19 protein-coding genes, 2 pseudogenes and 1 riboswitch are annotated in these 24,464 nt (G+C 52.3%); of the genes and pseudogenes, 9 read left to right on the forward strand and 12 right to left on the reverse strand.

Annotated elements, in window-relative coordinates:
- The first annotated feature begins 355 nt into the window (after positions 1-355).
- The 6 genes from IKE44_RS07315 to IKE44_RS07340 all read left to right on the forward strand — a co-directional run bounded on the left by IKE44_RS07315 (position 356) and on the right by IKE44_RS07340 (position 8,089).
- Positions 356-739: a zinc ribbon domain-containing protein gene (locus IKE44_RS07315; RefSeq protein WP_287465470.1), complete on the forward strand. Its 384-nt coding sequence runs from the start codon at positions 356-358 to the stop codon at positions 737-739.
- Between the two features lie 132 nt (positions 740-871).
- Positions 872-974: riboswitch (SAM riboswitch) on the forward strand.
- Between the two features lie 71 nt (positions 975-1,045).
- Entirely contained in the window at positions 1,046-2,893 is a 1,848-nt protein-coding gene (locus tag IKE44_RS07320; protein ID WP_049626081.1) for a bifunctional homocysteine S-methyltransferase/methylenetetrahydrofolate reductase, read from the forward strand.
- Positions 2,886-6,296, forward strand: coding sequence for a methionine synthase (metH, locus tag IKE44_RS07325; RefSeq protein WP_287465471.1), 3,411 nt, complete (start codon positions 2,886-2,888; stop codon positions 6,294-6,296). Before IKE44_RS07320 ends, metH begins: the two co-directional genes overlap by 8 nt.
- Before the next feature lie 149 nt (positions 6,297-6,445).
- Complete coding sequence (locus IKE44_RS07330; protein ID WP_033013800.1) at positions 6,446-6,718, forward strand: AbrB/MazE/SpoVT family DNA-binding domain-containing protein; 273 nt, start codon at positions 6,446-6,448, stop codon at positions 6,716-6,718.
- Positions 6,719-6,730: 12 nt separating this feature from the next.
- A complete protein-coding gene (locus tag IKE44_RS07335; protein ID WP_033013801.1) occupies positions 6,731-7,123 on the forward strand; it encodes a type II toxin-antitoxin system death-on-curing family toxin in 393 nt (130 codons plus the stop codon).
- A gap of 102 nt (positions 7,124-7,225) precedes the next feature.
- The gene (locus IKE44_RS07340) at positions 7,226-8,089 is read left to right on the forward strand and encodes an SDR family oxidoreductase (RefSeq protein WP_049626080.1); all 864 of its coding nucleotides are present in this window, start codon (positions 7,226-7,228) and stop codon (positions 8,087-8,089) included.
- 761 nt (positions 8,090-8,850) lie between these two features.
- Here the strand turns inward: IKE44_RS07340 and IKE44_RS07345 are convergent.
- The 7 genes and pseudogenes from IKE44_RS07345 to IKE44_RS07375 form a co-directional block, all read right to left on the reverse strand.
- The gene (locus IKE44_RS07345) at positions 8,851-9,057 is read right to left on the reverse strand and encodes a hypothetical protein (protein ID WP_287465472.1); all 207 of its coding nucleotides are present in this window, start codon (positions 9,055-9,057) and stop codon (positions 8,851-8,853) included.
- Positions 9,054-10,007: an efflux RND transporter periplasmic adaptor subunit gene (locus IKE44_RS07350; RefSeq protein ID WP_231107674.1), complete on the reverse strand. Its 954-nt coding sequence runs from the start codon at positions 10,005-10,007 to the stop codon at positions 9,054-9,056. Before IKE44_RS07350 ends, IKE44_RS07345 begins: the two co-directional genes overlap by 4 nt.
- Positions 9,992-11,011 carry a LacI family DNA-binding transcriptional regulator gene (locus IKE44_RS07355; protein WP_049626079.1) on the reverse strand — a complete coding sequence of 340 codons (1,020 nt, stop codon included), beginning with the start codon at positions 11,009-11,011 and terminating at the stop codon, positions 9,992-9,994. The genes IKE44_RS07350 and IKE44_RS07355 overlap by 16 nt, the downstream gene beginning before the upstream one ends.
- A gap of 18 nt (positions 11,012-11,029) precedes the next feature.
- A pseudogene (locus IKE44_RS07360) lies at positions 11,030-12,564 on the reverse strand (alpha-amylase family glycosyl hydrolase).
- A gap of 72 nt (positions 12,565-12,636) precedes the next feature.
- Positions 12,637-13,479: a sugar ABC transporter permease gene (locus IKE44_RS07365; RefSeq protein ID WP_049624237.1), complete on the reverse strand. Its 843-nt coding sequence runs from the start codon at positions 13,477-13,479 to the stop codon at positions 12,637-12,639.
- Positions 13,479-14,759 carry a sugar ABC transporter permease gene (locus IKE44_RS07370; protein ID WP_049624236.1) on the reverse strand — a complete coding sequence of 427 codons (1,281 nt, stop codon included), beginning with the start codon at positions 14,757-14,759 and terminating at the stop codon, positions 13,479-13,481. Before IKE44_RS07370 ends, IKE44_RS07365 begins: the two co-directional genes overlap by 1 nt.
- A gap of 69 nt (positions 14,760-14,828) precedes the next feature.
- Complete coding sequence (locus IKE44_RS07375; RefSeq protein ID WP_049624235.1) at positions 14,829-16,100, reverse strand: sugar ABC transporter substrate-binding protein; 1,272 nt, start codon at positions 16,098-16,100, stop codon at positions 14,829-14,831.
- A 259-nt stretch (positions 16,101-16,359) separates the two neighbouring features.
- Between IKE44_RS07375 and IKE44_RS07380 the strand changes: the two genes are divergently transcribed.
- On the forward strand, positions 16,360-18,126 hold the full coding sequence (locus tag IKE44_RS07380; protein WP_033013809.1) for an alpha-glycosidase: 1,767 nt from the start codon (positions 16,360-16,362) through the stop codon (positions 18,124-18,126).
- A gap of 115 nt (positions 18,127-18,241) precedes the next feature.
- Here IKE44_RS07380 and IKE44_RS07385 read toward each other — a convergent pair whose 3' ends face one another.
- A complete protein-coding gene (locus tag IKE44_RS07385) occupies positions 18,242-19,102 on the reverse strand; it encodes a helix-turn-helix transcriptional regulator (protein WP_049624234.1) in 861 nt (286 codons plus the stop codon).
- A 126-nt stretch (positions 19,103-19,228) separates the two neighbouring features.
- On the opposite strand from IKE44_RS07385, the gene IKE44_RS07390 reads away from it, so the two are divergent.
- A complete protein-coding gene (locus tag IKE44_RS07390) occupies positions 19,229-20,581 on the forward strand; it encodes an MATE family efflux transporter (RefSeq protein ID WP_049624233.1) in 1,353 nt (450 codons plus the stop codon).
- Between the two features lie 40 nt (positions 20,582-20,621).
- On the opposite strand, the gene asnB is transcribed toward IKE44_RS07390, so the two are convergent.
- Entirely contained in the window at positions 20,622-22,469 is a 1,848-nt protein-coding gene (asnB, locus tag IKE44_RS07395) for an asparagine synthase (glutamine-hydrolyzing) (RefSeq protein WP_287465475.1), read from the reverse strand.
- Positions 22,470-22,712: 243 nt separating this feature from the next.
- On the opposite strand from asnB, the gene IKE44_RS07400 reads away from it, so the two are divergent.
- Entirely contained in the window at positions 22,713-23,261 is a 549-nt protein-coding gene (locus tag IKE44_RS07400; RefSeq protein ID WP_033013813.1) for a DUF2777 domain-containing protein, read from the forward strand.
- Positions 23,262-23,300: 39 nt separating this feature from the next.
- Here IKE44_RS07400 and IKE44_RS07405 read toward each other — a convergent pair whose 3' ends face one another.
- The 3 genes and pseudogenes from IKE44_RS07405 to IKE44_RS07415 all read right to left on the reverse strand — a co-directional run.
- Complete coding sequence (locus tag IKE44_RS07405) at positions 23,301-23,654, reverse strand: YisL family protein (RefSeq protein ID WP_025950975.1); 354 nt, start codon at positions 23,652-23,654, stop codon at positions 23,301-23,303.
- Between the two features lie 144 nt (positions 23,655-23,798).
- Positions 23,799-24,080: pseudogene (locus IKE44_RS07410) on the reverse strand (fumarylacetoacetate hydrolase family protein); the annotation flags it as partial.
- A 151-nt stretch (positions 24,081-24,231) separates the two neighbouring features.
- Positions 24,232-24,464: hypothetical protein (locus tag IKE44_RS07415; protein WP_287465476.1), on the reverse strand; the 233-nt coding region annotated here is incomplete at its 5' end.

Below are 24,464 nucleotides of genomic sequence, written 5' to 3' on the forward strand. Positions count from 1 at the left end.
ACTGCTGAGAAAGCTTGATAAATCAACAAATATCACACTTTTTGCTTTTCACTCAATAAGTGAACATCCGAAACTGGGCTAAACCCTTGATATGATTACGTTTTCCGGTGCTTTTGATGAGCTGCTGTCACGGATTCAGGAAAAAAAAGAGAAATCGTTCGATAATTTTATCTTTTTTTACATATTTCGACATATTTCGTGCTATTGACATGAAACAGAGATGCTTTTAAGAGATTAGTACAAGGTAAGGGAGGAGATACAATGCTTCTTTTTTATTACGTCATCCCATGTTTCCTACATCATCATATGGTATAATAATCCCAACCAACATGAAACGAATGGAGAAGGAATCCACTTGAAAAGCATCAAACCCGGCCGCGTCCCGTCGATGCAAGGGCTGTTCGGCAGCATCGCCGCTGTGTTGTTCGGCATCTTTTGGATGGTGATGACCTTCTCCATCACCGCGGACTCGCCGTTTCCCGCCGCCCGCTTTTTTCCGTTTTTCGGCCTTGTCGTCATCGCCATCGGTGTATTTCAAGCAATTTACCATTACAAAAATGCGACGGGAAAACAACGCATGTCCTTATTGGACATTGTCGTCAGCGAGGAAGAGCCCGACCCACTGAACGTCCGATTTGGAGGCAAAGAGAAAACAAACAAGTATTGCCCATACTGCGGAGAACATGTGCAGCGTGATTTGCAGTTTTGCCCCCGATGCGGGAAAGCGCCGAGCCCTTGACGCGAGCCGCTCTTTTTATCTGAATCTCTTTAACTTTTGAAATTTCCTTCTTCACCGTATTGAATAATTTCGAAAAATACATTAAATTATATAGTAATCATCAAAACGTCACCGCACAATTGCATACCGGCATTCTTATCAAGAGAGGGGGAGGGACTGGCCCGGTGAACCCTCAGCAACCTGGCCCGCGGCCAAGGTGCTAAATCCAGACAGGCGGAAGCCTGGAAGATAAGAAGAAGCGAATGAAAAGTCTTCTTCTTATAGAAGGCTTTTTTCTTTTACTACGGAGAAACGGGGGAATCGAACGTGGGATTGCTGGATGAGTTGAAAGAGCGCATTCTCATCGCCGACGGGGCGATGGGAACGCTTTTATATTCGCACGGCATTGACCGTTGTTTTGAAGAATTGAATTTATCCAATCCAGATGAAATCGTCCATATTCATGAAGCGTATATCGCCGCGGGCGCCGACGTCATTCAGACGAATACATACGGCGCCAACTATGTGAAACTCGCCCGCTACGGCCTTGAAGATGAGGTGCCGGCCATCAACCGCGCGGCGGTGCGGCTCGCCAGGCAAGCGGCGAACGGGCGGGCATACGTGCTCGGAACGATCGGGGGGCTGCGCACGTTAAACAAAAGCGTCGTCACGCTTGAAGAAGTGAAACGGACGTTTCGCGAGCAGCTGTTTGTCCTGCTGGCTGAAGGAGTCGACGGCGTGCTGCTCGAGACGTATTACGATTTGGAAGAGTTGGAGACGGTGCTTGCCATCGCCCGCAAAGAGACCGACTTGCCGATTATCGCTCACGTCTCGCTCCATGAAGTCGGCGTCTTGCAAGATGGCACGCCGCTCGCGGACGCCCTTATCCGCCTGGAGGCGCTCGGGGCCGATGTCGTCGGACTGAACTGTCGTCTCGGTCCATATCATATGCTTCGGTCGCTCGAGGAAGTGCCGCTGCCGAAGCAGGCGTTTTTGTCGGCGTATCCGAATGCGAGCCTCCCGGATTACCGCGATGGCCGGCTTGTCTATGAGACGAACGCTGAATATTTCGAGGAAACAGCCAAAGCGTTCCGCGACCAAGGGGTGCGCTTGATCGGCGGGTGCTGCGGCACGACGCCGAAACATATTGAGGCAATGGCAAAGGCGCTCGCCGACCGGACGCCGGTGACGGAAAAAACGGTGAAGCGGCGCACGGCATCTGTATCGGTGCAAGCCGATCGGCCCGCGCCGACTCCGCTTCCCGAGCTCGCCCGCACGTACCGCTCGGTCATTGTGGAGCTAGATCCGCCGAAGCAACTCGGCATTGACAAGTTTCTTGCTGGGGCGAAAGCGCTCCATGACGCCGGCATCGATGCGCTGACGTTGGCCGACAACTCGCTCGCCACGCCGCGCATCAGCAACGCCGCTGTCGCCACGATCATCAAGGAGCAACTCGGCATCCGCCCGCTTGTGCATATTACATGCCGCGATCGCAATTTGATCGGCTTACAGTCGCATTTGATGGGCTTGCATACGCTCGGCATCACCGACGTGCTCGCCATTACCGGCGACCCGTCGAAAATCGGCGACTTCCCAGGAGCAACGTCGGTGTATGATTTATCATCGTTCGATTTGATCCGCTTGATCCGCCAGTTTAACGAAGGGCTGTCGTACTCGGGCAAACCGCTTGGGCAAAAAACGAACTTCTCGATCGGCGCTGCGTTCAACCCGAACGTCCGCCATTTGGATAAAGCAGTTGAGCGAATGGAGAAAAAAATTCAATGCGGCGCCCACTATTTCTTGACCCAGCCGATTTACTCGGAAGAGAAAATCGTTGAAGTGTACGAAGCAACCAAGCATCTTGACACGCCGATTTACATCGGCATTATGCCGCTTGTGAGCGCGCGCAACGCCGACTTTTTGCATCATGAAGTGCCGGGCATTACGCTCTCTGACGAGATTCGCGCCCGCATGGCCGCCTGCAGCGTCGACCCGGTGCAAGCAGCCAAGGAAGGCATCGCTATCGCCAAATCGCTCATTGACGCTGCGTTTGATTTGTTTAACGGCATTTATTTGATCACGCCGTTCTTGCGCTATGACATGACAGTCGAGCTCGTCCGCTACATTCACGAAAAAGAAGCGGCCGCCAAAGAAAGGAAGGTTGTTCATGGCTAACGTCACCTTAGAACAGCAGCTGCAAAGAAAAATTCTTGTCATCGATGGCGCCATGGGCACGATGATCCAAAGAGCCAACCTATCGGCCGCCGACTTTGGCGGCGAGGCGTATGAAGGGTGCAACGAATATTTGACCCTCACCGCCCCGCATATCATCCGCCGCATTCATGAAGCGTACCTAGAAGCCGGTGCTGATATCATTGAAACGAACACGTTCGGAGCGACACGCATCGTGCTTGACGAATATGGCCTCGGTCATTTGGCGCTTGAGCTGAACATCGAAGCGGCCAAACTCGCCAAACAAACGGCTGAGTCGTTCTCCACCCCGGACTGGCCGCGCTTTGTCGCCGGTTCGATGGGGCCGACGACGAAAACGTTGTCGGTGACAGGCGGCGCAACGTTTGAAGAACTCGTCGCCGCCTACGAAGAACAAGCGCGCGGACTGCTCTTAGGAGGCGTCGACCTTCTCCTACTCGAGACGTGCCAAGATACGCTGAATGTCAAAGCCGGTTTTCTCGGCATTTCGAAGGCGTTTGAAGCGGTCGGTCGCCGCGTGCCGCTCATGATTTCCGGCACGATCGAACCGATGGGCACGACACTCGCCGGGCAGGCGATCGATGCGTTTTTCATCTCGGTGCGCCATATGAAGCCGATCGCCGTCGGCTTAAACTGCGCGACAGGCCCCGAGTTTATGACCGACCATTTGCGCACGCTCGCCTCGCTCGCTGACACGGCGGTCAGCTGCTACCCGAACGCCGGTCTGCCGGATGAGGAAGGCCGCTACCATGAAACGCCGGAGATGTTGGCAGAGAAAATCCGCCGCTTTGCCGAAAAGGGATGGATCAACATCGTCGGCGGGTGTTGCGGTACGACGCCGGATCATATCCGCGCCATTGCCGAAGCGGTGCGTGATCTCCCGCCGCGGGCGATCCCGTCTTCGTTTGATGTCCACGCCGTTTCCGGCATCGAGGCGCTCATCTATGATGAAACGATGCGCCCGCTCTTTGTCGGCGAGCGGACAAACGTGATCGGCTCGCGCAAATTCAAACGCCTCATCGCCGAAGGGAAATACGAAGAAGCGGCGGAAATCGCCCGCGCCCAAGTGAAAAACGGCGCCCATGTCATCGACATTTGCCTCGCCGACCCAGACCGCGACGAACTCCATGACATGGAACAGTTCGTCCGCGAAGTCGTGAAAAAAGTGAAAGTGCCGCTTGTCATCGATTCGACCGACGAGCGCGTCATTGAACGCGCCCTCACCTACTCGCAAGGGAAAGCGATCATCAATTCGATCAACTTGGAAGACGGCGAGGAGCGGTTTGCGAAAGTCGTTCCTCTCTTGCACAAATACGGCGCCGCTGTCGTCGTCGGCACGATCGATGAACAAGGGATGGCGGTCACCGCCGAACGGAAGCTGGAAATTGCCTTGCGTTCGTATGACTTGCTCGTTAACCGCTACGGGGTGCCGGCGCGCGACATCATTTTCGATCCGCTCGTCTTCCCGGTCGGCACCGGTGATGAGCAATACATCGGCGCGGCGAATGAAACGATCAAAGGCATCCGCCTCATTAAAGAGCGGCTGCCTCATTGCTTGACGATGCTCGGCATCAGCAACGTCTCGTTCGGCTTGCCGCCGGCCGGGCGCGAGGTGCTCAACTCCGTCTTTTTGTACCGTTGCACGCAAGCTGGGCTCGATTATGCGATCGTCAACACTGAGAAGCTTGAGCGGTTCGCCTCGATTCCGGAAGAGGAAGTGCGGATGGCCGAAGCGCTTTTGTTTGACACGAGCGATGAAACATTAAACACCTTTATCGAATTTTACCGAAGCAAAATCACCGCCGCCAAGCCGGCTGAGGAGAACTTGAGCCTTGAAGAGCGGCTCGCCCGCTACGTCATTGAAGGGTCGAAAGACGGGCTCATTCCCGATTTAGAGAAGGCGCTTGAGACCTACTCCGATCCGCTGTCGATCATCAACGGTCCGCTTATGGCCGGCATGGATGAAGTCGGGCGGCTGTTCAACAACAACCAGCTCATCGTCGCTGAAGTATTGCAAAGCGCGGAAGTGATGAAAGCAGCGGTCGCCTTTTTAGAGCCGTATATGGAAAAGAAAGAAGGAAGCACAAAAGGAAAAGTCATTCTCGCCACCGTCAAAGGCGATGTGCATGATATCGGCAAAAACTTGGTCGACATCATTTTAAGCAACAACGGCAACGAGGTGATCGACCTCGGCATTAAAGTCGCTCCGCAGCAACTCATTGAAGCGGTGCGCGAACATCAGCCCGACATCATCGGGTTGTCGGGCTTGCTTGTCAAATCGGCCCAACAGATGGTCGTCACCGCCCAAGATTTGCGGCAAGCCGGCATCTCAACGCCCATTTTAGTCGGCGGCGCCGCCTTGACGCGCAAATTTACCGAAAACAAAATCGCACCCGAATACGACGGCGTCGTCCTGTACGCGAAAGACGCCATGGACGGGCTTGCCCTTGCCAACCAAATCCAGCAGGGCGAGATTGACTACAAGAAAAAAGAAACGGCCGAAAGCGAGCCGACGCGGCCAACAGCCGTTGCCGCAACGGTCAAATCGAACGTCTCGACCGACGTTCCCGTCTACATCCCGGCCGATCTCGAGCGCCACGTGCTGCGAAACGTGCCGCTTGACCACATTTTGCCGTACGTCAACTGGCAAATGGTGCTCGGCCACCACCTCGGCTTGAAAGGAAAAGTGAAACGGCTGCTTGAAGAGAAAGACGAAAAAGCGTTGGCGTTAAAAGCGGTCGTCGACGAACTCGTTGCCGAAGCGAAAGAACGCGGCTGGATTCAGCCCGCCGGCGTCTACCGCTTCTTCCCTGCACAAAGCGACGGCAACCGCGTCTACGTTTACGATCCGGTTGATCGCAAAACCGTGCTCGAGACGTTCGACTTCCCGCGCCAACCGCGGGCGCCGTATCTTTGCCTCGCCGATTATTTGAAATCGAAAGAAAGCGGCGAAATGGATTACGTCGGCTTGTTCGCCGTCACGGCCGGGCATGGCGTCCACGAACTCGCCCAGCGCTGGAAGGAAGAAGGCGAATTTTTGAAAAGCCATGCCATCCAAGCGTTGGCGCTCGAGATTGCCGAAGGGTTCGCCGAACGAATCCATCAAATTATGCGCGACCGCTGGGGCTTCCCGGACGACCCGGATTTCACGATGGAAGAGCGCTTCGCCGCCAAATACCAGGGCCAGCGCTACTCGTTCGGCTACCCGGCCTGTCCGAACTTGGAAGACCAGGAGAAACTGTTCCGTCTGCTTCATCCAGAAGACATCGGCATCCGCCTCACCGACGGCTATATGATGGAACCCGAAGCATCGGTTTCGGCGATCGTCTTCGCCCATCCGGAAGCGCGGTATTTCAATGTGTTATAAGCAGGAAACGAGCTGGCGAATAGGCCGGCTCGTTTTCCTAATTTTTCTGACAAACCGATCATCGAACGATGGACTCAACTATCTTTTTTTATTATAATTGTTATAACTTGTTATAACCATGAATAAAATAGTATGGAAGGAGAATCGATATGAGTACGGTGGTGAAACCAATGGAACGAAAAATAACGAAAGTAGGGAACAGTCTAGGAATCACTCTTCCCCAGGAAGTGTTGGACCATTTGAAGGCAAAACAAGGAGATGAAATTCAATTTCGCCTCGAAGCAGATGGAAAAGTGGTCATCAGCAAATACTCACCCATCGACTACAGCATCCTAGACGACTTCGGCCAAGATTTTGTCGATGGTCTCAAAGACTTATTTGCGAATTACGACAACACCCTCCGAAATTTGGCAAAAAAGTAGGCGAAAACAGATATGACTCGTTTTTTGACCGAAAAAGAGATCATCTTCCTCAATGCCTTGTTGATCGAAAAATACACTCCAGAGGAACAAAAAGGCGTAAAATTTCCAGAGCTGTTGAACAGCGCGGTCAACCGCCCGAAACAAAGCGCTTTCGGACAGGACGCTTATCCAACCCTTTGGCTGAAGGCGGCAGCGTTATACGCCAGCCTCTGCCAAAACCATCCGTTTCACAATGCCAATAAACGAACAGGCTTTGCCGCCATGAAACAGTTTCTTTGGCTAAACGGTTATCTCCTCGCCGCTCCGGAAAAAGAAGCAGAAGAATATACCGTGAAAGTCGTGACCGATAAACCATCGATTGAGGAAATCGCAATGTGGATTGAAACGTGGGCGAAAAAAAGATGACCAACGGCTTATTCATTGTTCGTGGTCCATCCCCTCTTCACACATAATTCCCCTCCTCCGTCCCATACTAACGATGACAATACATGCTAAGGAGGAACAAACATGGTCACAAAGCAACAAACGACGCTGCCCCCGCAGCACCAGACGCGTCAGCCCGGCCTGCAAACGGAGATGAACCCGCAGCCGGTCACCATCAAAGACACCTATAAAGGAAGCGGCAAGCTCAAAAACAAAACCGCCATCATCAGCGGCGGCGACAGCGGCATCGGTCGAGCGGTGGCGGTTCATTTCGCCAAAGAAGGCGCCGATGTGGCGATCATCTATCTCAACGAACATGAAGACGCCGAGGAAACGAAACGGCTTGTCGAACAGGAAGGAAGACGGTGCCTGGCGATGGCGGGAGACATCGGGGATGAAGAGTTTTGCAAAGAAGCGGTGAAACAAACAATCGAAGCGTTCGGCAAGCTCGATATCGTCGTCAATAACGCCGCTGAACAGCACCCGCAGCCGAACTTTCTCAACATCACCGCCGCGCAGCTGGAAAAAACGTTTCGCACGAACGTATTCGGCTGCTTTTTCCTAACGAAAGCGGCGCTCCCGCACTTAAAGAACGGAAGCGCCATTATCAACACCGCTTCGGTCACCGCCTACGAAGGAAATGAGCAGCTCATCGACTACTCGGCGACAAAAGGCGCGATCGTCGCCTTCACCCGGTCGCTCGCCAAAGCGCTCGTTGGGCAAGGCATCCGCGTCAATGGCGTCGCCCCAGGCCCGATTTGGACGCCGCTCATCCCGTCGACGTTCAAAAGCGAGCAAGTCGCCACATTCGGCGCCAACACGCCGATGAAACGGCCCGGCCAGCCGAGCGAAGTCGCCCCGTGCTACGTCTTTTTGGCGAGCGATGAGTCGTCGTACATGACCGGGCAAATGCTGCACGTCGATGGCGGAAAATTCGTCAGCGGCTGACCATCTCAGCCGCTGCGGTCAATCCTTTTTGACAAAACTTCGTTATCTTTTCTTACAAAAATATAGAATCATTGTAAAAAAACCGATACGATAAAGCTACGATGTTCCTCCACTTCTTTGCAAGGTGCCCCTCTTCTCTCAGTCCGCCCCGGAATGGGGTGGATTTTTTTCACGTTAAAGGTTCACTAAAGGTAGATCGTTGAACCTAAAAATGCCTCCGCGGCTTCCCCCTCTGTTTTAAGCAGTCAATAGTTCGGGGAATGCCACTGCATGTTTTCTATTCACCATCTCATGTGAAGAGCGTTTCCGCCTCTTGCCCAGCAACCGCTATGTCTCGTTTTTTCTTGCGCACGCAAAGAACAGCCAAAGAAGCGATAACGCCTGGCAGCGCAAAAGCAACAAAGCACATGAAAATGGGGGCTTTCATTCCTAGCAGCGCCCCGCCAAGCGTCGGGCCAACCATTCCTCCTAAGCGACCGACGCCATTGGCCAATCCAACGCCCGTAGAGCGGACATGGGGCGGGATAATATTGCGAGACAAATGTATTCAACAAACTTTGCGTCCCCATTGTACAAACACCAGCTACCGCAATGCGGAAACATTCCATACGTACGGAACACCCAGCATTCCAAGCAACATAAAACCATAACCGCATTCAGCTCCTCTCAACGCCAATGCCATGAGCGAAAAGAGGAGCTCTTTTTCATTTCCCTTTTTCAATCTTCAGCCGACGCTGACTGTGCCGCTTGTTTCACCGCCTTCACCTCATAATGTCCGACTTCGACATTGAGGATGTACTCCGGCTTCGCTTCGTTTCGTCTCTGTTTATGTCCGGCGATATGAGCGTCGCTTTTCTCCCATCTTCCGTCGTATATTTCAAGACATTGTCAAGCAAAATGACGATCAATTGATGGATGCGTTCACGGTCGCCCACCCACTCAATAGGGATTTGCGCTTCGACGCTCATCGTTTTCTGCTGGTACGAAGCGATCTCGCTGTACTATTCGCCAATGTAGCGGACCAATTCATCCAGCCGAAACGCTTCTTTTTGCATTTCCAACTGATTCGAGTCTGAACGCGCCAAGGTGAGCACATCATTCTTTCTTGCCGCCCTGGATTATTCGTACTGGAGGAAGTGGAAACGCTCGGCAGCTGCACGATTTGCCCTTCGCTCAATCCATCGGTAATTTCAATGTTGTCTTCATTGCTAATGCCGGTTTTCACCGTTTGGCGCACAGCCGTGCTGCTCCCGTCCGCCGACTGTTGGACGACAAGCACGAACTTTTCGTCATTCATCGTGTGAACCGCTTCGATCGGAACATACAACTCATTATCTTTCTTTTCGACTAAAATGCTTACTTCCGCTGTCATGCCGATTTTCACATTCGTCGGTTTATCGATGTGCACCGTCACATCGAAAGTCGACACACCGTTCGAAACCGTCCCTTCTTTGGCGATGGAGGTGACCTTTCCGGTATATGTCGCCTCAGGAAAAGCGTTGATCTTAATCGCAGCGGTTTGTCCGACCTTCACTTTTGGAATATCAAGCTCATCCACTTGCACTTTTACTTGCAAATCGCTGTAATTGGTGAGATGGGCGACGACTTGTCCGTCATTGACGCGGTCTCCTTCTTCCACGTCGAGCGAGGTGATCGTTCCAGCTGCTGGCGCTTCAATCGGATCGCTGCCATCAGTAAATGTAATGAGGTCTTCCCCCTTCGTCACGGTTTCCCCTTCGGAAACGAGCACTTCATCCACTTCTTTGCTGCCGTCAGCTTGAATGTCCGTGCTCGTTACGGACTCAACCGTTCCCGATCCACTCACTTTCACTTCCAACATGCTCGAAAACAAAAAAACGCCCGCCAATACGACGGACGTCTCTTTGCCAACACCGCTTCTTTCTAACGCTGTGCACACGACCCCCGTTCCACGAGCCGGTGCGGGATGATGATGCGTTTGATCGGTTCATTCGGGTTGGTGATTTTCTCCATTAAACTTTTCGCCGCTTCGTAGCCGAGCTGAAAAATGCCGATGTCAACCGACGTGAGCGGCGGACGCGACATTTCGGCGAGCAGCGTGTTGTTGAAGCTGACGATCGAAACATCTTCCGGGACGCCAAGCCCCATTTCATCAAGCGTTTTCAAGATGCCGAGCGCCATGAGATCATCGGCGACGACAAGCCCGGTCGGCGGCTCAGGCAACGAAAGAAGCTCCTTCATCGCCTCTTGGCCGCCTTCCTGCAAAAATTCTTCATGGACGACGTATTCCGGCCGGTACGGAAGCCCCGCCTCCTGCAAGGCCGCGGCGTAGCCGGTTTGGCGGTCGACGGTCACCAAATATTGCGGATTGCCGCCGACAAACGCGATGCGTTCGTGCCCGCGAGCGATCAACCAGTTTGCCGCATCTTTCCCCGCCTGGATGTTGTCGTTGTCGACATGGGTCACTTGTTCCGCTTTTTGGTGCGGTTTGCCGATGACGACGAACGGAAAGCCATGCTTTAACAAGTACTTCATGAGCTTATCGTTTTGCCGTGAGTAAAGCAAAATAACGCCGTCGACGCGCCGTCCTTGCAGCATCTCCACGACTCGCTCGTAAATGTCGTTCTCTTTCTCTCCGGTCGACATTTGCAAAGCATATCGCTTTTCATGGGCGGCTTTGCTGATGCCGCGGATGACTTCCGGGAAAAACGGGTTTTGCAGCGCTTGGTCGGCGGAGCTCGGCATGACGATGCCGATCACTTGCGTCATTTGGCTCGCGAGGCTGCGAGCAATAAAGTTCGGGTGATAGCCGAGCTCTTTCATCGCTTCGCGCACCCGCTGTTTCGTCTTCTCGCTGATGCGCGGGCTGTCGGCGATGACGCGCGAGACGGTTGACGGCGCAACGTTCGCTCGTTTCGCTACGTCTTTAATCGTAACGGTCATAAGGTCCCTCCTTTCCCTCTATTCCGGCATCCGCTTCGCCCGTTTTTTCACCAAATACAAAAACAAAAGAAACAACACGCAAACCGATACGATGGCGGCGATAAACGAAACGTTGATCCCTGTTTTTTCCCGCAGTTTGTACACTTCCGCCGTTTCGCGGTCGAGCACAAGATCGTATCCGTCGCCATCGCCGCGGACGAGATCGTCCAATAAAAAGCCGCGCAGTTCCTTGTTTTTTGGCAGTTGGTCGTTCGTTAGGTGAACGTGCTGCGTTTTGCCCGTGTTGTTGATGGCGATAACCGTTGTTTCATCTCATATTGCCGTTTCCACACCGCCATGCCGTCTTTTTCATACAGGAGCGTAAAATCGCCGCGCCGCAAAGACGGCAGCTGTTGGCGGAGCGGGCCAATTTTTTTCAAGTAATCAATGATCTCCGGATCGGCGCGGAAATCCATCAAGCGGCGGTTGTCCGGGTCTTCGCCGCCGTTCATGGCGATTTCCGTTCCGTAATACATGATCGGGATGCCGGGGGCGGTGAACAAATACGTCATCGCCAGCTTGATGCGTGAAATCGGATTGTTGCGGTTGTCAATCGAAAGTTTCGTAAACCGCACGTTATCGTGATTGTCCAAAAACGTCCCGAGCAAGTACGGGCGGTCGTAAAACGTTTTGTAGTATTCCCAGACGTCATACAACGGCCGGAGCGATGCATCGCGCCTAGCAAGCGACTGCTTCACCGCGCCATACAGCGGATAATCGACAAAACCGTCGATGCCGTATTGGCCGTACTCGGCAATATAGCGCGGATCGTCGCTCCACACTTCGCCAAGAAGGAAAAAGTCTTGTTTCACCGATTTCACTTCTTTGGCAAACTCCTGCCAAAATGATTTTGGCACATGGCGCACCGTATCGAGGCGATAGCCGTCAATGTCCGTTTCTTTGATCCACCATTTGGCCGCATCGATTAAATATTTCTTGACTTCTGGATTTTCCTGCGCTAAATCCGGCAGCCCATACACCCATCCGTTTTCTAGTTGTGTTTGATCATTCCAGTCGAAAATCTCTTTTTTCGGATGGAACCAATCTTTTTTCGCCGGGTCGCGAAGCCATGGATGGTCGTAGCCGACATGGTTGGCGACAAAGTCCAAGATGACTTTCATATGGCGCTTGTGCGCTTCTTTGACAAGCGTCTTCAAATCATCCAGCGTGCCGAAATGCGGATCGACGCGATAAAAATCTTTGATCCAATACCCGTGGTATCCGCCCGGCATGTTTTCGAAAATCGGCGTCAGCCAAATGGCCGTAAATCCCATCTCCTTGATGTAATCGAGTTTCGCCGTCACCCCTTTCAAGTCGCCGCCGAAATACCCTTTCGGATCGTTGACATTGACGCCCTTGTCATTCGTCGGATCCATATTGTTAAACCGGTCGACCATAATGAAATAAATCGCTTCATCTTGCCACGTCCGTTCTTCTTTCTCCGCCGCCTGCACCGGCCAGGCATAAAAAAGAAGGAACGGAAGGACGAGCAGCATAAAGAGCCGGTTCCCCATTTCCATTCCTCCCTTCCCGATTCATTTGCTCATTCGGAAACGGGTAAGCCCACTATTCTATGACAGCGGTTCTTACCCTTTTGTGCCACCGGCCGTTAAGCCGGAAATCAAATACCGCTGCAGGAACAAAAAGACGACGGCGATCGGCGCGGCAATCAAAATCGAGCCGGCGGCAAAGCGGGTGAAGTTGTTCGCAAACCGGTCGCTGATGAAGTTAAACAGCCCGACCGCCAGCGTAAATTTGTCCGGGTCGCGCAACACGATCGACGGCAGCAAAAAGTCGGTGAACGGCGCCATAAAGTTGAACAACGCGACAACGGCCAAAATTGGCTTGGCTAAGGGCAGCATAATGCGGAAAAAGACGCCGAAATGCCCGGCGCCGTCGATGCGCGCCGCCTCATCCAGCTCGCGCGGGATCGTGTCAAAGTAGCCTTTGACCAGCCACGCGTTAAACGGAATTTGCCCGCCGACGTAAATGAGAATGAGCCCCCAAAGCGAATCGAGCAAATTGAGCATATTGAGCAAAATATAGAGCGCGACCATCGCCATGAGCGACGGAAACATTTGCAACACTAAAAACAAATACAGCCCCGTTTTCCGCCCGACGAATTGGTAGCGCGAAAACGCATAGGCGATGAGCGCCGTAAACAAGACGGACAACGCCGCATTGGCCGCCGCAACAAACAAGCTGTTTTTATACCAAAGCAAATAATCGCTGTTCGGATTGGTAAACAACCACTTATAGTGCTCAAACGACCACTTCTCCGGGATGAGCGACGCCGAATACAGGCTCGTTCCTGGATTGAGCGACATGCTGATCGTCCAAAGGAGCGGATAGGCGATGACGACAAACATGAAGGCGATAAACAAATAAATAAGCGCTACTTCCACGCGTGATTTCCATTTGCGGTTCATCAAATGTTCCCCTCCTCTTTAAAGGAACGGGTGCGCCGGAACTGGTAAATGGCAAACCCGCTGACGATCAAGCCGATGATGAGCGAGATCGCCGCCGCCATGTTGTAGTTGTTCGTCGTGAACGTCAAATCGTACACCCATGAAATGAGAATGTCCGTTCCACCGGCGTTTTTCCCGCGCACCGCAGGCCCCCCGTCGTTGAACAAATAGATGATGTTAAAGTTGTTGAAATTGCCGGCGTATTGCATAATCAACAGCGGCGCCGTCGCATACAAGACGTGCGGCAGCGTGATCGATTTGAACTTTTGCCAGCGCGTCGCTCCGTCGATGTCGGCCGCTTCGTACCAGTCGCGGGAAATGCTTTGCAAAACGCCGGTAAACAACGCAAAGACGAACGGGAAGCCAAGCCACGTTTGAATCAAAATAAGCGCCACTTTCGTCCAAAACGGATCGGTCATCCACGGGATCGACACCCCAAACAAACTCAACACTTCGCGGTTGATGGCTCCGAATTTGTCGTTGAACATCGCCGCAAACACCAAAATCGTGACAAACGATGGCACGGCCCACGGCAAAATCAACACCGTGCGGATGAACCGCTTGAACTTGATGCGCGGGTCGTTGACAAGGAGCGCCAAAAACAGGCCAAGGGCGATTTGCGCCGTTGTCGCCACCACGGTCCAAACGATCGTCCAGGCGAGAACGCTAAAAAACGTGCTTTTCCAAATCGGAATTGACACTAAGTTTTTGAAGTTTTCCAATCCAACCCAATTCAGCAAATGCCGTGGCGGCGAGTGGTACAAGTTGTAGTCGGTAAATGCGAGCGACACCATAAACAACAGCGGCAGCACGACGATAAACAACAGCATCACAAGCCCGGGCGTAACAAAGATGTACGGAAATCCTTTATCCCAAGCGTTGCGGCACGATTCCCACAGCGACGGAAACGGTTCGCCCCTTTGCCGGCGGCGGGCGTCGTTGCGCGCATCAATGATGTTCGCAATATGCAGGGCGGCCGCAAACACGATGATGATGACCGAAACCAATCCTTGAATCAAGAGAAAAATCGAATGATCAACCATCGGAATTTCGCCAAGCGTGACGAGTCCCCACAGCCCGATGTTCAAAAAGTTATAAAACGTCAGCAAAAACGAAGCTTCAATGATGATGAACAAGATGCCTTTGACATACCGGCGGTTGTACAACTGCCCAAGGCCGGCAAACAACAAAGACAGCGCCATCGCCACCGCCGGCCGATGGCGGACGTTTGCTTCCGGCATTCCAATCCCCCCTATCATATGGATAAGAATAGTGGATAGGGCTGATCCTATCCACCGCGACATCACTCGTTATTTTCCAGCGCCGCTGGCAGCGATTTTATCTTGAATCGTTTTCACTGCCTCACCGAGCACCGCTTTCGGGTTTTCGCCTTTCGCGATAAATTGCAACGCATTGCTCATCGGCTCCCACACTTGCGACATTTCCGGCACGTTCGGCATCGGCTCGCCGTATTGGATTTGCTCCGCAAAACCGGCGATCAGCGGGTCGTTCGTAATTTTCTCATTCGTCAACGCTTTTTCGTTCGCCGGCATTTCGCCCGCCATTTCATAGTAATGAAGCGAATTTTCTTCGTTCGTGACAAACTTCATGAAGTCGACCGCCCATTCTTTGTTTTTCGAATAGGCTGATAACATCCATGTTTTCACGCCGACAAACGATTTCGGATGCTCGCCGTTGTCTAAGACCGGCAACGGTGCGGTCGCTAATTTGTCGCCCAACGCTTCTTTATACGACGCGATGTTCCATGGTCCGGTGATGGCAACCGCCACATTTCCTTTCGTAAACAGCCCGTTCATAATATCGCCGGTGATTTCTTTCGGAATGTAGCCGTTTTTAAACCACGATTGGACGAGCTCGGCTCCTTTGACGGCTCCATCATTCGCGAGCCCAATGTCGCTTATGTCGTATTTGCCGTTTTCATTTTTAAACACATAGCCGCCGTATCCGGCGAAGAACGGATAAACGAAATAGAAATTCGTCGCTTCCATTAAAAAGCCGTATTGGTCTTTGGCCGCATTCGTTTTTTCCTTGGCGATCTTCATCAAGTCATCCAGCGTTTTCGGCGCTTCCGGCACTAAATTTTTATTGTAGAACACGCCGTATGTTTCAACGACCATCGGCACGCCATACGTCTTTCCGTCATAGGTGACCGCCTTGATGGCTGTCGGACTGTACTCGCCTTTCGCATCGCCAAGGTCGACTGGATCGGCCAATCCTTGCAGCACAATGTCGCCGATGCGGTCATGCGGCTGGTAGAACACATCCGGCCCTTTGCCAGCCGGTCCGTCGAGCGCTAGTTTTTTCGTTTGATCGAGCATGCTGACCGCAACCATCTCGATTTTGATTCCGGTTTTTTCTGTGTACTTTTGGAAAATATCTTTTAATGCTTGTTTCTGCTTTTCGTCGTCGTTCACCCAAACGACTAGTTTGTCTGGTTTTTCCGCCTTTTCGGTCGTTCCTTGACTTTCTTTCGGCTGTTGAACATCCCGTTTCGGTCCGCAGGCAGCGAGCACGCCCACGAGCAGCACAGCCATGAGAAACAAAGACAATGTTTTCTTCATGCTCTCACTCCTCTTTTGATCCACTCTTTTTCAGTGCAACCGTAGCGAAACCGTTTGCGCATTAGCATTAAAATCGCAATCACTCCAATGAAAACGATTGCACCTTTCAACTTCTATTATATCGTCTATTTTTCATTTTACAAGCTTATTTTTTATGAAATTTTGACTTTTTTTTACATTGGTGTACGCTTTGTTTAACGGAAGTCTATCATGCAAACGATTGCTTTCACCCAAATTGGATTCAAGAGGGGGAACGATGATGCAAAAAGAAGCCATTCACCACCGCCCGACTGACAACTTCGCCTATGCCTATGATGGCGAAACGCTTCATCTTCGGCTTCAGACAAAAAAAGATGATGTTGATCGGGTGGAGCTGTTGCACGGCGACCCGTACGAGTGGCAAGACGGCGCCTGGCAGTTTCAAACGATGCCGATGCAGAAAACGGGAAGCGACGAACGATTTGACTATTGGTTCGCCGAGGTCAGACCGCCATATCGGCGGCTGCGCTATGGGTTTGTGCTTCGAGCTGGGGGCGAACAACTGGTCTATACGGAAAAAGGATTTTACCATGAAGCTCCGAGCGACGACATCGCTTACTACTTTTGCTTCCCCTTTCTTCATCGTGTCGACCTGTTCCAAGCGCCGGGCTGGGTAAAAGACACCGTATGGTATCAAATTTTCCCTGAGCGGTTCGCCAACGGCAACCCGGCCATCAGTCCGGAAGGAGCGCGGCCGTGGGGAAGCGAAGACCCAACGCCGACAAGTTTTTTTGGGGGGGATTTGCAAGGAATTATCGACCATCTCGATTACTTGGCTGACCTTGGCATCACCGGCCTTTACTTGACGCCGATTTTCCGCGCGCCGTCGAACCATAAATACGACACCGCTGATTATTTTGAAATCGACCCGCACTTTGGGGACAAAGAGACGTTGAAAACACTTGTCAAGCGCTGCCATGAAAAAGGGATCCGCGTCATGCTCGATGCAGTCTTCAACCATTGCGGCTATGAGTTTGCCCCGTTTCAAGATGTGTTGAAAAACGGCGCAGCCTCTCGGTATAAAGATTGGTTCCATATTCGCGAGTTTCCGCTCCAAACCGAGCCGCGCCCGAACTACGACACATTTGCGTTCGTGCCGCACATGCCGAAACTCAACACCGCTCATCCGGAAGTGAAGCGCTACTTGCTTGATGTCGCGACATACTGGATTCGCGAGTTTGATATTGACGGCTGGCGGCTCGATGTGGCAAACGAAATCGATCATCAATTTTGGCGCGAATTCCGGCAGGCAGTGAAGGCGCTAAAGCCCGATGTGTACATTCTCGGCGAGATTTGGCATGACGCCATGCCGTGGCTGCGCGGCGACCAATTTGACGCCGTCATGAACTACCCGTTCACGGACGGAGCGCTTCGCTTTTTCGCGAAAGAGGAAATCAGCGCCCGCCAGTTTGCCGATATCATGGTCCGGTTGCTTCATTCGTATCCGAAACAGGTGAACGAAGCGGCATTCAACTTGCTTGGCAGCCATGATACACCAAGGCTGCTTACGGTTTGCGGCGGCGACGTCCGCAAAGCGAAGTTGTTGTTTTTGTTCCAGCTGACGTTCACCGGTTCGCCGTGCATTTACTATGGCGATGAGATCGGCATGACGGGCGGAAACGATCCGGAGTGCCGGAAATGTATGGTGTGGGATCCAGAGAAGCAAAACAAAGAACTGTATGAACATGTCAAGCAACTGATCGCTCTTCGCAAGCAATATCGGGCGCTTCGACGCGGCGATGTCGCTTTTCTCGCCGCCGATGATGAAGCGAACCATCTTGTTTATAAAAAAACGGATGGCAATGAAACGGTCATGATCATCATCAACCGGAGCAACGAAGCAGCAGAAATTCCCATGCCGATCGATGCGCGTGGAAAATGGCTGGTCAACCTTCTGACAGGGGAGCGATTCGCTGCAGAGGCGGAAACACTTTGCGTCTCCTTGCCGCCGTACGGGTTTGTGCTTTACGCGGTCGAAAGCTGGTAAGGCGACTGAGCGGGCGGTTACGGACAAACATATCGGTTGCCGGTGCAGAGGACAAGCTGCACCGATTTGATCTTTTGCTGACCGTCCCCATCTATACCACCGGCATAGAAGAAGGTCAATTACGCCGCGCCATGCGCCGATATTCGGTCGGCGTGATTCCTTCCACCTTTTTAAACAGGCGCGAAAAGTAGGCGCCATCGTCAATGCCAACCCGCTTGGCGATCGCCTCAATCGTCTCGTTCGTCTCCGCCAACCATTGCTTTGCCTTTGACAACCGATAATGCGCCAAGTAGCGGCTAAATCCCATGCCCATCGTTTTTTGCATGCAGCGTGTGATGTAGTCCGGGTGGAATCGGAGCTCCTGTGCGAGCATGTCCAGTGTAATCGTCTCGCTGAAATGTTTCTCGATATACGCAACCACCGCGGCGCTGATCTGTTCAGACGCACTCGGCACGGAAAGCTCTTGTTTTTGCAAGTGCCAAAGGAATTCGATGAACAACAGCAGCTGCCGGAGTGGCTGATCGATATCCCGCCGAATGTTTTGTTCCACGATTTGACTTAGCAGCTGTTCCACCCGCTCGCGCTGCTTGACTTCGCCATATTGACGGATGGAGAGCCGGTATTGGATCGGCTCGGTGTATGTCGCCTCCTTTTCGATCACGATCTGCCGGCTGACACCCCAATCGGAAACAACCGCAAAGTCTGGCAGCAAAAAATGAAGCCAAACCAGCTCCGTCCGTTCTTCGCATGGGCGGTGTCCGTAATGTTCCCTTCCCGGAATCAACAACAAATAGTGTCCACTGCCAACCGCAAACTCGCGCCCGTTTTCTGTCATATACAAACAGCCTCGTTTCACGTAAAGCAAATCAAAGACGGAAAATGTGCGGCGGAAATGCTTCTTTCCTTCCAGAAATACACTTTCCGCCCCTTTGATGAACACCGGCAGCGGCGGCATGGAAAATGTGACCGTATCCATCGGCCTCTCCCCTCTTTTGTCGGAAATGTGCAAGCAAAATCGCTTCTTTCTCTTTCCATTATGCAACAAACTAGCTAAACTGAATATATCGTTCAAGTCGGAATAAGAAAAAGGAGTTGTCTCAACATGCGCCATGAGGCCAAAACGCGGTCACTGTTTTCCTTGACGTGGCCAATTTTTATTGAAACGCTGCTCTATATGGTGATGGGCAACGCCGATACACTGATGCTCAGCCAGTATTCAGATCACGCGGTTGCTGCCGTCGGGGTGGCGAACCAAATCATCGCGTTAACGATCGTGCTGTTCAACTTCGTTGCCTTGGCGACCGCCGTGCTTGTCGCCCAATACTTAGGCGCCCGCCGAGAGCAAGAAGCCGTTGACGTATCGCTTGTATCCCTCGTGGCCAATTTGTTGTTCGGATTGTTGTTAAGCGCCATTCTCGCCGCATTCAGCGAGCCGATTTTGCGAATGATGGATTTGCCCGCCGAGCTGCTCGATGAAGGAACCCATTATTTGGCGATTGTCGGTGGATTTTTGTTCATCCAAGCGCTGATGATGACGGTCGGCGCCATTTTGAAAAGCTATGGCTTCACCCGTGACACGATGTATGTGGCGGTTGGCATGAACGTTTTGCACGTCATCAGCAACGCGGTCCTCATTTTTGGCTTGTTTGGCCTGCCCGCCCTCGGCATCCAAGGGGCTGCTATATCGACCGCCGCCAGCCGTGGCATGGCCTTTCTCGCACTTCTTGCTTTGTTGCGCAAACGAACAAACATTTCGCTCGCACCAAGGGCGTTTCGCCGCCTTCCGTTTCACTATTTGCGCTCACTGCTGAAAATCGGTGTTCCGGCAGCCGGGGAACATCTTTCGTACAATACGGCGCAAATGGTCATTACGTATTTCATTACATGGCTTGGCGCTGAGGCATTGACCGTCCGTGTATACACGCAAAACATTATGATGTTTGTGTTTTTATTCGGCATCGCCGTCAGCCAAGGAACGCAAATTCTCGTCGGCCACTTCGTCGGGGCCGGGCGATACGAGGAAGCCTACGCCCGCTGCTTGAAAAGTTTGTACAGCGCCATCGCCATCTCAGTGTTGCTGGCCGCAGCCGCCTATTGGTTTGCCGAACCGTTGCTGTCGCTCTTTACCGATGACCGCTCAATGATTGTTCTTGGCCGCAAACTGTTGCTGTTAACGATTATCCTTGAACCGGGGCGCTCATTTAATTTAGTGATTATCAGCTCGCTTCGTGCCGCTGGCGATGTGCAATTCCCTGTCTATATGGGCATTTTGTCGATGTGGGGCGTCGGCGTGACCATTGCTTACGTATTTGGCATCGCCCTCGGATTTGGCCTCGTCGGCATTTGGCTGTCGTTCATCGCCGACGAATGGCTTCGCGGACTGTTGATGCTTTGGCGCTGGCGGTCGCGCGTCTGGATGAAAAAAACGATGGTACCACAAGCAAAAATGGCGTAGCGCCGCCAAATCGAATAAGAGCTGCGCGTAGGCGCAGCTCTTATTCTTTAATGCGAATGCCGTAATGATCAAACCAAACGTGCACTTGGCCAAGGTAAGCGAGCAGCTGCGGACCGGTCATGAGCTGCCCAAACCACGGCACTTGGAACGACTTCCCTTCTGTTTCAATGAGCGCCAACAATTTTTCCCGGTCGAAAAACTCGTGCAAAACCGAAGAGCGGTCATGGAGCAACTGCTCAAGCCATTGCTTGACAAGTTTCGTATATAGAGGATGGTGCGTTTTCGGATAGGGGCTTTTTTTCCGGTAGAGCACCTCTTCGGGAAGCAATCCCTCGAGCGCTTTTCGCAAAAGGCCTTTTTCTCGTCCTCCATACATTTTCATATCCCACGGAATGTTCCAAACGTATTCGACAATGCGATGGTCAGCGAACGGCACGCGCACTTCCAAGCTTGCTCCCATGCTCATCCGGTCTTTCCGGTCAAGCAGTGTCGTCATAAACCAAATCATATTTAAGTAAAACAGCTCACGCCGCTTCGCCTCCTCGGCGCTTTCCCCCTCGAGACGCGGCACTTCAGCAAGCGTTTGTTCATAACGCATTTGCACATAGTCGTCAAGGCGAAGCTTTTGTCGCCACTCATCTTTTAATAGACCCATGCGCGCGTCGACCGAACGCATCCACGGAAATCCTTTCCGAGACAAATCGTCCGGCCGATGAAACCATGGATAGCCGCCGAAAATTTCATCGGCGCACTCCCCTGATAAGCTGACGACAAACCGGTTGCGAATTTGTTTGCAAAACCAAAGAAGCGAAGAATCGACATCGGCCATGCCTGGAACGTCGCGGACGATGACGGCTTCATGCAAATGGCGGAACAGTTCTTCTTGCGTGATCACACAGCGATGATGAACCGTTTGAAATTTGTTTGACACCTGTTCGATAAATGGCGCATCCGTGTTTGGTTGAAAATCGTTGGCTTTGAAATACTGGTCGTTTCCTTCATAATCGATCGAGTAGGTGTGCAGCGGCCCTTTTCCAGCTGTCGCAAAGGCATTGGCGGCAATCGCCGTAATGGCGCTCGAATCGACCCCGCCAGAAAGGAAGGTGCAGACCGGCACATCGGAAATGAGTTGGCGCGTGACCGCATCCGTCAATAGAAAGCGCAGCTTTTCGACCGTTTCCTCGAATGAATCGCGATGGACGTCGCTTTCGACATTCCAATACCGCCAAATGCGAAGCCCGTTGCGAGAGAACGTGAGCGCATGTGCCGGGCGCAGCTCTCGAATGCCGTCAAACACCCCGTGCCCCGGTGTGCGCGACGGTCCGAGGCCGAACACTTCGGCGAGTCCTTCATAATTGACTTCTGTCTTTACATCGGGATGGGCCAAAATGGCTTTCACTTCCGAGCCGAACAGCAGCCCCCCGCCATCTTCTCGATAAAACAAAGGTTTTACTCCGAGACGGTCGCGCGCCATAAATAACAGCTCGCGCTCCCCATCCCAAACGGCGAAGGCAAAAATGCCGTTGAGCCAGTCAACACATTGTTCTTTCCATTCGATATAAGCGGCGAGCAGCACTTCCGTATCGGAGTGGCCGTCAAACCGGTAACCTTTATGCAACAGCTCCTTCCGGATGTCTTCCGTATTATACAGCTCGCCGTTATAGACGATCGTATAACGATGTCCGTTTTTTTGCCGGACCATCGGTTGTTTGCCGCCAGCCGGATCCACGACGACAAGCCGTTTATGACCGAAGGCGACATGAGTGTCCAGCCACGTATTTGTATCATCCGGTCCACGTTTGGCGAGCGTCTCTGTCATGCTGTCAATGACCGTCCGCTCGCGGCGCAAATTGCGCCCGAAATGGACACAGCCAGTAATGCCACACATACAAACCAATCCTTTCTTTTTATCAAAGATGGCAAGTTCTCACCCGTTTCCATCATTTCGTCCGTTCTTTTTTCACGATCGTTTCCAGCGATCGCTCCTTTGATTCATGATGGTTCTCCACGTCGGCATGATTCCATTTTATGCACCACTGGTCATTTCGATGAATTGTCCGATGTCAACAATAACGTGAATAAACGGACGAAAAGGTGGAAAAAAAGAGAAGTACAAGGAGGATGAGAGACATTGAATATTGAAGAGCGCCTGCAGTGCATTGCTGAACAGCCGCGGGCTTACGTGCAAGGAACAGCGGAGTTTGTCAACAATGAATGGGTGTTTTTTGATGAGGAAGCAGAGGAAGCGGTGTTAGTCGAGGAGATGGCCCAGCAAGGGATTAAACTGTTCCGCTATGGGCATTGGCTGTCCGGACGGTGGCAGGAAAACGGCACGATCGCGACCGACCTCGGCATCTTCCCCCTCACTGACGGCGACCGCATCCGCTTCCGCAAACAGCTGACATACGCGTACCGGCAATGGCTTGCCTCGCTTCCCAATCCGTCCTTTTTTCAATACGTCCAATGGCTGAACCATCTTGGGTTTTCGCTTTACGACTGCCTGTACTGCTACAACGGCTTATTGTTTGCCAAATCATCCGGCGTCAATTTTATGATCTATGACAATACAGAGCAAATCGCCAGCGTCCATCATTACTATGAACGCGGGCCGATGCCGGCCGACCGATTTGAAATAACATTCAACAGCGGCGAACGGGCGATTTGCGCCCAAATAGGCTGAGGACAAAAGCGGCAACCAATAGAAGGCTGCCGCTTCGCTTTAGAATAAGTCAAAACCAAGCGGCAGCAGCAGGCCAAGGAACAGCGTCACCACAAGGGCAATGACCCATTGCGTCCATCCTGCCGCCGCGCTTTTTCCTTTTTTTACAGCTGCTAAAACCATTTCCATCGCTCCGATCACCCACAGCCCGGCAAGCGCTTTTAGCCAATAAAGCGCGGATATCGAAGCAATGCTATGCAGCAAAAGCCCCCCCGTCGCGATCGTGAGAATGTAAAACAGCCGCAACACCATTTGCACGATCTTGGCTTTGCCCGCCCCTTGCCGCTCCATCGACACCGCAAGGAAAAACAAAACAATCGTGATGAGCCAGCTCGTAATATGGGCATGCGTCAACATCCATCCCTCCAACCATTCCTTGTTCCTTCACATCATAGCACGGCGGGCGGACGGTTGACAAACTTCACGAAAACGAAAGACGCCCTTTCTTTCAAGAGGACGCCTTTTGAGCATCAATGGGGGCTTCCTCACTTTCGCCGTTTACTCTCCCACTTTGTTGCGCAACATGCCGATGCCTTCCACCGTCACCTCAATGACATCACCCGTCTGCAAAAAACGCGGCGGGTTCATCCCTTTGCCGACTCCAGCCGGCGTTCCTGTCGCAATGATGTCGCCCGGCTCAAGCGTAATGCCTTTGGAGATCGTCTCGATGATCGATTCAATGGAAAAAATCAACTGTTTCGTGCTCGCGCGCTGGCGCACTTCCCCGTTCACCCGCGTTTCAATGCGCAAGTCATTAGGATTCGGGACAAAACGGCGCGGCGCAAATGAACCGCCCGGTCGTCTCCTTGCGGCACGGCTCCAACAAACATTTCTCCATCGAAAAGTGCGGTGATCAGTTTCATCGTGCCTCTCTCCCTTTCTTTGTTATGTAGCGGACGCTTCGTAAACTCTTCTCTTCCACCCGTCTTCGTCATTTTGGCGCGTTGAGGATGATATTCGCCATCGAGGCGAAAAAGTCCTGTTTTTGTAGAATTTTGTCTAAATTAGTAAATTTATCACTTACCTGAATCCGTGACAGAAGTGTATCAAAAATGCTGGGAAACCCAATCGTGTCGAGACTTCGACTCCATTTCGAATGTTCACCTATTAGGTGAAGAACCCCGAGTGCAATATTTTGCTGATTGATCCAGTTTTCTTGGCAGC

The sequence above is a fragment of the Geobacillus sp. genome (genome assembly GCF_017515625.1).
GTDB classification, from domain to species: domain Bacteria; phylum Bacillota; class Bacilli; order Bacillales; family Anoxybacillaceae; genus Geobacillus; species Geobacillus stearothermophilus.